Origin of the sequence: Caldimonas sp., assembly GCF_046289365.1 — a bacterium.
Classification (GTDB): Bacteria; Pseudomonadota; Gammaproteobacteria; order Burkholderiales; family Burkholderiaceae_C; genus Caldimonas.
In genome coordinates this window covers 1-9,192 of record NZ_JBKBVU010000125.1, presented here as the reverse complement: position 1 = coordinate 9,192, position 9,192 = coordinate 1, and the positions used below count along the sequence as shown (strand labels likewise).

9 protein-coding genes and 1 pseudogene are annotated in these 9,192 nt (G+C 68.4%); 2 read left to right on the top strand and 8 right to left on the bottom strand.

The genetic code is table 11. The features are described 5' to 3' along the window. Positions 1-237: 237 nt before the first annotated feature. The 3 genes from ACK42S_RS12335 to ACK42S_RS12325 form a co-directional block, all read right to left on the bottom strand. Positions 238-1,302, bottom strand: a complete 1,065-nt coding sequence (locus tag ACK42S_RS12335) for a GGDEF domain-containing protein (RefSeq protein ID WP_409707763.1) — start codon at positions 1,300-1,302, stop codon at positions 238-240. Positions 1,303-1,531: 229 nt separating this feature from the next. Beyond that, positions 1,532-1,978 (bottom strand): pilin, encoded by a 447-nt coding sequence (locus ACK42S_RS12330; RefSeq protein ID WP_409707766.1) that lies wholly within the window; start codon positions 1,976-1,978, stop codon positions 1,532-1,534. Positions 1,979-2,162: 184 nt separating this feature from the next. Further along, a complete protein-coding gene (locus ACK42S_RS12325; RefSeq protein WP_409707760.1) occupies positions 2,163-3,272 on the bottom strand; it encodes an alkene reductase in 1,110 nt (369 codons plus the stop codon). A gap of 147 nt (positions 3,273-3,419) precedes the next feature. Here ACK42S_RS12325 and ACK42S_RS12320 point away from each other — a divergent pair, with 147 nt between their 5' ends. Next, positions 3,420-4,409 carry a hypothetical protein gene (locus ACK42S_RS12320; RefSeq protein WP_409707757.1) on the top strand — a complete coding sequence of 330 codons (990 nt, stop codon included), beginning with the start codon at positions 3,420-3,422 and terminating at the stop codon, positions 4,407-4,409. Between the two features lie 40 nt (positions 4,410-4,449). Continuing rightward, a complete protein-coding gene (locus ACK42S_RS12315; RefSeq protein WP_409707754.1) occupies positions 4,450-5,238 on the top strand; it encodes a hypothetical protein in 789 nt (262 codons plus the stop codon). A gap of 22 nt (positions 5,239-5,260) precedes the next feature. Here the strand turns inward: ACK42S_RS12315 and ACK42S_RS12310 are convergent, their stop codons facing one another. The 5 genes and pseudogenes from ACK42S_RS12310 to ACK42S_RS12290 form a co-directional block, all read right to left on the bottom strand. Then, positions 5,261-6,037: an MBL fold metallo-hydrolase gene (locus tag ACK42S_RS12310; protein ID WP_409707751.1), complete on the bottom strand. Its 777-nt coding sequence runs from the start codon at positions 6,035-6,037 to the stop codon at positions 5,261-5,263. Between the two features lie 173 nt (positions 6,038-6,210). After that, on the bottom strand, positions 6,211-6,921 hold the full coding sequence (locus ACK42S_RS12305; protein WP_409707748.1) for an FHA domain-containing protein: 711 nt from the start codon (positions 6,919-6,921) through the stop codon (positions 6,211-6,213). A 46-nt stretch (positions 6,922-6,967) separates the two neighbouring features. Further along, positions 6,968-7,753 carry a Stp1/IreP family PP2C-type Ser/Thr phosphatase gene (locus ACK42S_RS12300; RefSeq protein ID WP_409707746.1) on the bottom strand — a complete coding sequence of 262 codons (786 nt, stop codon included), beginning with the start codon at positions 7,751-7,753 and terminating at the stop codon, positions 6,968-6,970. 420 nt (positions 7,754-8,173) lie between these two features. Next, positions 8,174-8,905 carry a TerC family protein gene (locus ACK42S_RS12295; protein WP_409707743.1) on the bottom strand — a complete coding sequence of 244 codons (732 nt, stop codon included), beginning with the start codon at positions 8,903-8,905 and terminating at the stop codon, positions 8,174-8,176. 187 nt (positions 8,906-9,092) lie between these two features. Continuing rightward, a pseudogene (locus tag ACK42S_RS12290) lies at positions 9,093-9,192 on the bottom strand (succinate--CoA ligase subunit alpha); the annotation flags it as partial.

The following is a 9,192-nucleotide window of genomic DNA, read 5'->3' as shown; positions in this document are numbered from 1 at the left end:
GGCCGCGCGGGGCACCGCCTGGCCATCACGGCCCATCCGCCACGCCCCCAAGCCCAGCACCGCGCCCCAGCCCGCGAGGGCGAGCACGACGTTGTAGAACGACGAAAACGGGGGCTGGGTCCAAGCGATGGCCCAGCCGGGCACCAGCAGGAGAGCAAGGAACGGGGTCACCGCAAGGTGTCAGTCGGAAGGGGACATGGGCGCGACTGTAGCGTCCCCGCCCGCGAAATCCGGGCCTCAAGCGCCGCTTGAAGGCCCGGCCCCGGTGTCTGCGACCACGGCGTTGCGGCCGGCAGCCTTGGCGGCATAGAGCCGCCGGTCGAGCTCACGCAGCGTCCGGCCCACGGGCTGCAGCGGGGCCATCTCGATCGCGCCGATGCTCGTGGTCACCGGAATCGCGCCACCGCCTTCCACGGCCACCGGCTGGGCTGCCAGGGCCAAACGCAGGCGCTCGGCCACGCACAGGGCCTCGCGCAGTGTGGTGCGCGGCAGCAGTGCAATGAACTCCTCTCCGCCCCAGCGTGCCACCAGGTCGGAGGCACGGAACACCTGCCCACACAGCCGGGCGAAGTGCCGCAGCACCTCGTCGCCTGCGGGGTGGCCGTAGGTGTCGTTGATGCGCTTGAAGTGGTCCAGGTCCATCATCAGCAGGCTGGCCGGCAGACCCTTGCGATCGATCAGGGCCTGCTCCTGTTTCAGGCGGTCGCGGAAGGCCCGGCGGTTGGCCAGTCCGGTGAGGGCGTCGGTGGCGGCCAGCACCTTGAGCTGTTCTTGCGTGCGACGCAGTTCCTCCAGCATCTGAGATTGCCGCGCCGTCAGGCGGCGCAGCTCCAGCACCGTCATGACCTGGCGGGCCAGTGCGCGCAGGGCATCCTGTTGGGCCGCATCCAAAGTGCGCGGCCGGTGGTCCAGCACACACAGCGTGCCCAGCGGCAGCCCCTCCTCGGTCTCCAGCACAGCGCCGGCATAAAAGCGCAGCGGCGGCGGCCCCGTCACGAGCGGGTTGGTGGCGAAACGCTCATCCTGCAGGGCATCGGGCACGACGAACAGGCCCGGCTCGAGCATCGCATGGCGGCAGATGGACTGCGACAGCGGCGTCTCGCGCAGGCCCAGCCCCACCTCGGCCTTGAACCACTGCCGGTCGCGGTCCACCAGGCTCACCAGCGCGATCGGTGTGCCGCACACATAGGCCGCCACCCGCGCCAGATCATCGAAGTCGGGCTCCGGCGGCGTGTCCAGCACGCCATACCGCGCCAGCGCAGCCAAGCGCGACGGGTCAGCGGGGTGGCGGGGGTGGGTCAAGGGCAAGGTACTCGGCAGGCACTGCGCAAGCGTAGCAGCTTTGCGTGGGGTGGCAGTTGCGATCTGGCCCCGGGTTCTCTCAGCGGCTATGACAGGACAAAAGTTTTGAATCCGCCGGGGGGGGCAGGTCACCTACGCGCGAGGATCACGCCCACACTGCGCATAAAAGCAAAAGAGGGGGAACGGGTCCCCCTCCTTCTTTCAGACAAAATTTAGGTGCTTTGAGGCATTACGAGGCAGCAGTACATCCAGCAGGATAGTAGCTGTCTTTCCAGCCAGTGGGACGGCTGGCCACAGTGCACGACCACACTCCGTTGGCGTCACGCCCCAGGCGAACCACAGCTCCATTGACTCGGGGATTCGAGTTACGCAGGGTGCAGGTCAAAGCGTTGGCAGCAGCGCCACTGGTAGGCGCATTGACTGCGATCGTGCACCGCTCCGTGGTTTCAGACAGCCCCATGTTGTCGCGAGAGAAGAAATCGTTGGGACGACCTTCGTTGATTGCGACTTCATAATTGGTTTTGCCCCCGGAAATTTCCGACAAACCAGCGGCCACTTGACTGCGTGCCACGTAATCCTGATACGCCGGCAGCGCAATGGCCGCCAGGATACCGATGATCGCCACGACGATCATCAGTTCGATCAGCGTGAAGCCCTTCTGGGCCGAACGCTTCATCATGTGCAGTTGCTTCATACAGTCTCTCCAAAGAGGTTGGGGGTTGTGCGCCCACTTCCATGCAGGGGCCGTGCCAGCGGTTCGGGCCGGCACGGATCGTGATGGAATCGGCATTTGCAGACCGGCCGTGCTCTTTTGGGGGACTGGAAGCGTCAGCTTGGAGGGACCATGCTGACAAAAATGGTCAGGCCAGCGCCGGGTAGTCGATGTAGCCCTGCGCCCCGCCCCCATAGAAAGTCTTCACGTCCCAGTTGGTGAGCGGCGCCCCTTCGCGCAGGTGACGCATGAGTTTGGGGTTGTGGGGGAAAAGCCGGCCGAGGTCCACGGCGTCGGCCCGGCCTTCGGCCACGGCGGCTTCGGCCAGGGCTTTGTCGTAGCCGTTGTTGACGATCCAGGCACCGGTGCCGCCGGCGTGGCGGTACGCGTGGCGCAGGGCCTCGAAATCGAAGGGGCGGTCGGGCAGTTCTCGGGGGCCGCCGGTGGCGCCTTCGATCACGTGGATGAAGGCCAGGCCCAGGGGCGCGAGCTCGCGCACCACGTGTTCGAACAGCGGCTGGGGCTCGGCATCGACGATGTCGTTGGCCGGGGTGATGGGCGACAGGCGGATGCCGGTGCGCCCACCGCCGATGGCGCCGGCCACGGCGCGCGTCACTTCGAGCAGCAATCGGGCACGGTTCTCGATGGAGCCGCCGTAGGCATCGGTGCGTTGGTTGCTGCCGGTCTTGAGGAACTGGTCGAGCAGGTAGCCGTTGGCGGCGTGGATCTCCACCCCGTCAAACCCGGCCTCTTCGACCGCCGCACGGGCCGCGCGGGCGTAGTCGGCCACGAGGGCGGGCAGTTCGGACGCGTCCAGCGCGCGCGGGGCGGACACCGGCTCGAAGCCGCCCTGGCCGTCGGGGCCGATGAGGTAGGTGCGGGTCTTGGCCGGCAGCGCCGACGGGGCCACCGGGGCCTGGCCCCCGGGCAGCAGCGAGGTGTGCGAGACGCGGCCCACGTGCCAGATCTGGGCCACGATGCGCCCGCCGGCGGCATGCACACTGTCGGTCACGCGCCGCCAGCCGGCGAGTTGCTCGGGCGTGTACAGGCCGGGCACGTCGGCATAGCCCTGGCCCATGGGGCTGATGGCGGTGCCTTCGGAGACGATCAATCCGGCGCTGGCGCGCTGGGTGTAGTAGGTGGCGTGCAGTTCGTGCGGCACGCCGCGCGGGGCACGGTTGCGCGTGAGCGGGGCCATCACGATGCGATTGGCGAGAAGCAGGTCGCCGGCCTTCAGGGGGTCGTACAAGGTGTTCATGGCCGCCAAGGGTAGCGTCGGCGCCGCCGCTTTGCAGTGGACGCAAGGGCAGCGCGGCTTTGCAACTTCTGCTAGGCGCCGCGGAGTCCTCACCGTGAGGGCGCACGCCGATAATGGCGCTGGCCTCGATGGCAGGAGCAACGCTGCATGAGCCTGGTTTTCGCCCGCCCCATGCACCCGCGCGATGTGGATCGTTGCGTGCAGCTGCTGCGCGCAGGCGGCGTGCACCCCGGCTTGCTGCAAGCATCTCTGCTGCGCCAATGGCTGCGGGACGGGCGGCTGGTGGCGCGCGTTTTCGAGGAGGTCGTGGGCACGGCGCCGGTGGGTCGCTTGCGCGGCTGTGGGTTGAGCGTGCCGGTGCCCCTGGACTGGGCGCAACGCGCATGCGCAGGGGCGGTGTCGCCGCTGGTGGAGGCGCTGCTCGACGACCCCTTGCGGCTCACTCTGGATCGCCGCGCGCAAGCACGGGCCCTGGGCGAGCACGCGATGTGCATGTTCGTGCTGGGGTTTGGCCTGGACGATGAGGCCGGCGCTGCGATGGATGTGGTCAATGCCGTGGCGCAAGCCGCTTTCGTGCAGGCCCACGCCGGCTATGGCCTGCGCTATTTGATCGGCGAGGTGGCGGCCCACCACCCGCAGGCGCGGGCCTACCGCGCCTCGATGCTGGCAATGGGCTGCCGCCGCGCCCCCCTGCCCCGCACGGCGGCCACCGAAGTGTTGTACTTGGCCGACCATCATCTGGCCGACGCGCCGTATCACGCGCTTTACGGCTTGTTCCGCTATCAACCGCGACGCTGGGGATTCACGCCTGCGCAACAAGCCCTGTTGGAGTTGGCGCTGGCCGGGCTGGACGATGCTCAGGTGGCGCAGCACTTGGGGCTGAGCCGGCACACGGTGCACAAGCGCTGGCGAGCGATCTACGCGCTGGTGGATGACGACCCCGGGGCCTGGGCGATGCTGGGTCTGTCCTCGACGAGGGCGACGGTGCGGGCGTGCCGTGGCCTGGAGAAACGTCGTCATTTGCTGGACTATGTGCGCATTCATCCCGAGGAGCTGAGGCCTTGGCCTGCGACGGCGCCGTGTCTGCAGGAGAGGGACCCTTTTTGGGGCCTGCGCCTGGGGCACGAAGTCTCCTAGCATCGACGCACAGGTGCTTGGCATCCTGAAGGAGACGGCAATGGTCGACGCACTCGGGTGGATCCAATGGACCGTTTGCGCGGCGGCAGCAGTCCTGTCACTGGCCGGTTGTGGCGGGGGGTCGGGCTCGGACGAGCCGGATCTGGTGGTGCGGGGGTCGTCCTCGCGCACCGGCACGGTGGCTTCGCCGGCGTGGTGGATGCGCTGGTGGGCTTGGCTGCCCATGGGTGGCGCGGTGGCGCAGGCCACGACGCCGACGGGCTCGCCCCTGTCGATGCGCCTGCGCCTGTACGCCTTGTGGATCAGCCCCCAGGCCGATTGCTCCGGACCCTACACGCTGGTGCAACGCTACGAGGGTGGGCGGGAGTTCGATTTCGTGGCCTCCCCCACGCTGTTTGCGGGCGACCCGCCTGCGGGCAGTTATCGTTGCATCGTGTTCGAAGCCGACGACCGCTTGGTCGTGCGTCCCGACGCGGTGGCCGCCGCGGCGTTTCCCGGATCCTGTCGCAGCGACGCCGACGCGGTGACGGACTTGTACCGGGCGCCGGATGCGGATTACCGCACGCCCGAGGGAGCCCCCATCAGCGCCCGGGGGTCGCGGGCCGCGCCGGTGACGGACCGGGTGTATTTCTTCGCCGCCACCGATGTCGATGCCGCCACGAGCCGGCCCAACGGGCCCAGTGCCAATCAGACCCTGGAGCTGTCCGCGCCGCTGGTGGTTCCCGGCCGAACGACGCTGTACCTCGATGCGACGAACGGTTTGCTGGGCGGTGAGGAAGACGGGGTGGCGTTTTGCAGCGTCGAAAACGGGGTGCTGGGGTTCCGCTGAGACACTGGGCGGTTTGCGTTCCTCACACCTCGAACACCTGCCCCGCCTCCAAATGGGCGATGCGCTGGCCTGTCTCCAGGGCGCGCACCTGCTCGGCAATGCAAGACATTTCCCCCGGCTTGGCGTGGGTGAGGTAGACGGGCAGGTTTGGCGGCGCGCGGTCGAGCTCGCGCCGCAGGCTGCTGGGGCAATGGTGCTGGCTCAGCGCGGCCAGCTCGCGCTCATGGTCGCTGAAGGCCGTCTCGATCACGAGCATGCCGATGCGGCGAGCGGCCACCCGGGGCCACAGCGCAGGGTTGGGGCCGGTGTCGCCGGTGTAGACCCACCAGGGGGTGTCGGGCGTGGGCGTGCCGCCGCACACGGCATAGCCCACGGCCGGCACGGTGTGCTCGGCCGGCAGCACCTCGACCGTCTTGTCGCCCAGCCTCAGGCGCTGACCCACGGCCAGCGGCGCAAAGCGCAGCACCGGGGCCTCGACCGAGGGCAGGCGGCTGAAGTCGGGCCAGATCACGTCGTTGAGCACGTGGCGGCGCATCGCCTCGATCGTGGCCGGCAGCGCATGGACGGTGACGGGCCGGTGGCGCCGGCCGATGACACTGTCGGCCAGGAGCGGGATGGACACGATGTGGTCCAGGTGGGAGTGGCTGACCAGGATGTGGTCGATGCAGGCCAGTTCGTCCAGGGTCAGGTCACCCACGCCGGTGCCCGCATCGACGAGCAGGTCGTCATCGAGCAGGAAGGCCGTGGTCTTGCAACCGGCGGCGATCGCGCCAGAGCAGCCCAGGACGCGGATCTTCATGGTGGACGGGCGTGGCGGGTGTCGGTGGCCGTGCGGCACACAGGCTCACTGTGCCGCAGATTGGCTCGGCAGTGTGCCAACAAACCACCCTCGAAAGGGGGTTGGGTCTGCGCGTTTCGCGCGGCCGGCGTGAGCTTGTTCACGCCGCGCCCGGCTTCGTCGGCGGCGCAGACTCAGCTCTGCACGAACTGCATCTGGGTGCCGGCCAGTTCGATGATGTCGCCGTTCTTCAGGTGCACAGGGTCGTTGCCGACGGCTGCGCCATTGACGGTGGGCTTCATCGCGCCTTCGACATGGGCGAAGACGTAGCCGCCGGGTCGCTTGGTGATCGAGGCCACCTGGACGCCGGGCTTGCCGACGGTGGTGACCACCTTGGTGAGGCTGACCTCCCGGCCCGCCGCCGCGCCGTTGAGCACCTTGATCGTGGCGGTGGGGACCGCGGCGCCCAGGCCGCCGAAGCCCGAGGGGGCCCCCAGCCCGCCGAAGCCCGAGGCCGCGCCGCCGGCCAGCGGCGAGATCGGGGTCGTGCCGCCCAGGGGGGCGCCGGCGGAGAAGCCGCCCGGCTTCATGACCATGGTCTTTTCGTAGTCGGGCGCGTCTTCGGTGAGGTACTTGATCTTGTACTTGCCGATCTCGACGGTGTCGTTGTTCGACAGGAGCTGCTTTTTGATGGCCTTGCCGTTGACGTAGGTGCCGTTGGTGCTGTTGAGGTCTTCGATGAAGACATCGGCCCCCACCATCTGCAGCACCGCGTGCTCGCCGCTGACAGCCAGGTTGTCGATGACGATGTCGTTGTAGGGCCGGCGCCCGAGGGTGGTCTTGTCCTTGGTGAGCTGGACTTCTTTGATCACCACGCCATCGAGTGACACCACGAGTTTCGCCATGCTTGACCTCTAGTCAGGTAGTCTCTTTGAGGATGGGCCGCACACGTCAACGCCGGAAGGGCCACCACGAACGCCCCGCCGCGGCGGGTGCGCCCACGGCGCGCACCAGAATGACGGCTATGTTATCCCTTCCACCCGCGGCATTGGCAGCCGCCACCAAGGCGGCGCCGGCTTCGGGCAAGTCGTTGGTGGACTGCAACACTGCGGCAATCTCGTCGTCGCTGATCATGTCCGACAGCCCGTCGGAACACAGCAGGATGAGGTCGCCGGGCTGCAGGTCGTGCAGGTGGGTTTCCAGCAGCACGCTGTCTTCCACGCCCACGGCCCGGGTCACGAGGTTCTTGTTGGACGAATAGGCGGCCTGCTCGGGGGTGATCAGGCCGGCATCGAGCTGCTCTTGCAGCAGGGAGTGGTCCTTGGTGATCTGCGCGAGTTTGCCGGCGCGCCATCGGTAGGCCCGCGAGTCGCCGATATGGCCCACGAGCAAGCGCCCCTCGCGCAGCACGCACACCACCAGGGTGGTGCCCATGCCGGCGTACTGCGGGTTGGAGTTGGCCGCGTTGTAGATGGCGCGGTTGGCGTTTTCCACGCAGATGTCCATCGCGCGGCGCACGTCGGCATCGCTGGCCTGGGCCGAGGCCTCGGTGAGCCAGCGCCCCAGCTCGGACTTGATGAAGGCCGTGGCCATGCCGCTGGCGATCTCGCCGGCGTTGTAGCCGCCCATGCCGTCGGCCAGCACGGCCAGGGCCGCCTGCTCGTCAACCGCCACCGAGTCCTCGTTGTTGTCGCGCGCGCGCCCGGGGTCGGTGAGGCAAAAGAACTCGAAGGACATGGTGCTCGTCTGCACGGTGCCGGAAGGGGGGCTAAGCATCGCCGAGGGCCCCGGCAGGCAGCGACACACCGCACCTGCCGGGTTCTGGGCCCGGATTGTGCCGCGATTTGTAACGAAGCTGCGCAGCCCCCCACCCCTGGACACGGGGGGCGGCCTGGCCCCGGCCGGCGCCCGGTCGCGCGGCCCGCCGGATGCAGGCGCAGTGCGGCATCCGTGCCGTGCTCGCGTCGTTGTGGTGGACCATGCAGTAGGCGCCCGACGGCGCTGAGTGGTGGGCAAGGCCCGGTGGCGGCCGTGGACTGCGCTGCGACACCGGGCTCACGCACGTTAGCAGAGCGCCTGCCGCAAAACAAGGCGGGGGCCCATCGGGCCCCCGTCACTGCTTGCAGATGTTGCCGGTCGTTGCGTGTGCGCCCGCGCTCAGGCCGCGGAGGCGGTCTGAGCGCGCTGGCGCGCCACCCACTTGCCCACGGCCAGCACCAGCAGCGCACCGGCGATGCCCATCGCGTATTTCACGACGGCATCCTGCGGGAGCTTGGGCATCCAGGTCCAGTCCGCGGGGTTGGCCACGGCCGGGTCTCCCAGGGCCATGGTGCCGGCGATCCAGCCCAGCAGCATGCCGCCCAGGGTGATGATGACGGGGAAACGGTCCATGAGCTTGATGACGAGCTGGCTGCCCCAGACGATGATGGGGATGGACACCAGCAGGCCAAAGATCACCAGGCCCATGGTGTGGTTGCCGCCGGCGCTCTCGGCCGCGCCGGCGATGGCGATGACGTTGTCGATGCTCATGACCAGGTCGGCCATGATGATGGTCTTGATCGCGCCCCACAGCCGGTCGCTGCTCTCGATGTTGGCATGGTCGCCCTCGTCATCGGGGGCCAGGAGCTTGACACCGATCCACACCAGCAGGGCCGCCCCCACGAGCTTGATGAACGGGATCTGCAGCAGCGTGAGCGCAAAGAAAATGAAGATCACCCGCAGGCCGATGGCCCCGGCCGTGCCCCAGAGGATGCCGGCCATGCGCTGCTTGGCGGGCAGCCGGCGGCAGGCCAGGGCGATGACGACGGCGTTGTCGCCGCCGAGCAGGATGTCGATCAGGATGATCTGACCGACAGCGATCCAGAATTCTGGAGTCGTAAAGGCATCCATGATGTGGTGTCCTGGGTTCTTGGATGGGCTGCGGCGCCGACACCGGGGTGTTGGCGCCGTTGGCGGGAGTGTAGAGGTGGCGTCGGGGCCGGCGCTGCGCGGAACTACGTAGCGGCGGCCTGAGGCCACCTCTGACAAACGACGGAAGGCCGCCCAAGGCGGCCTTCGCGGCAAGCCCAGGCCGGGCTTAGAGGATGGACTTGAGCAGCTTGCCCATCTCGGAGGGGTTGCGGGTGACCTTGAAGCCGCACTCCTCCATGATGGCGAGCTTGGCTTCGGCGGTGTCG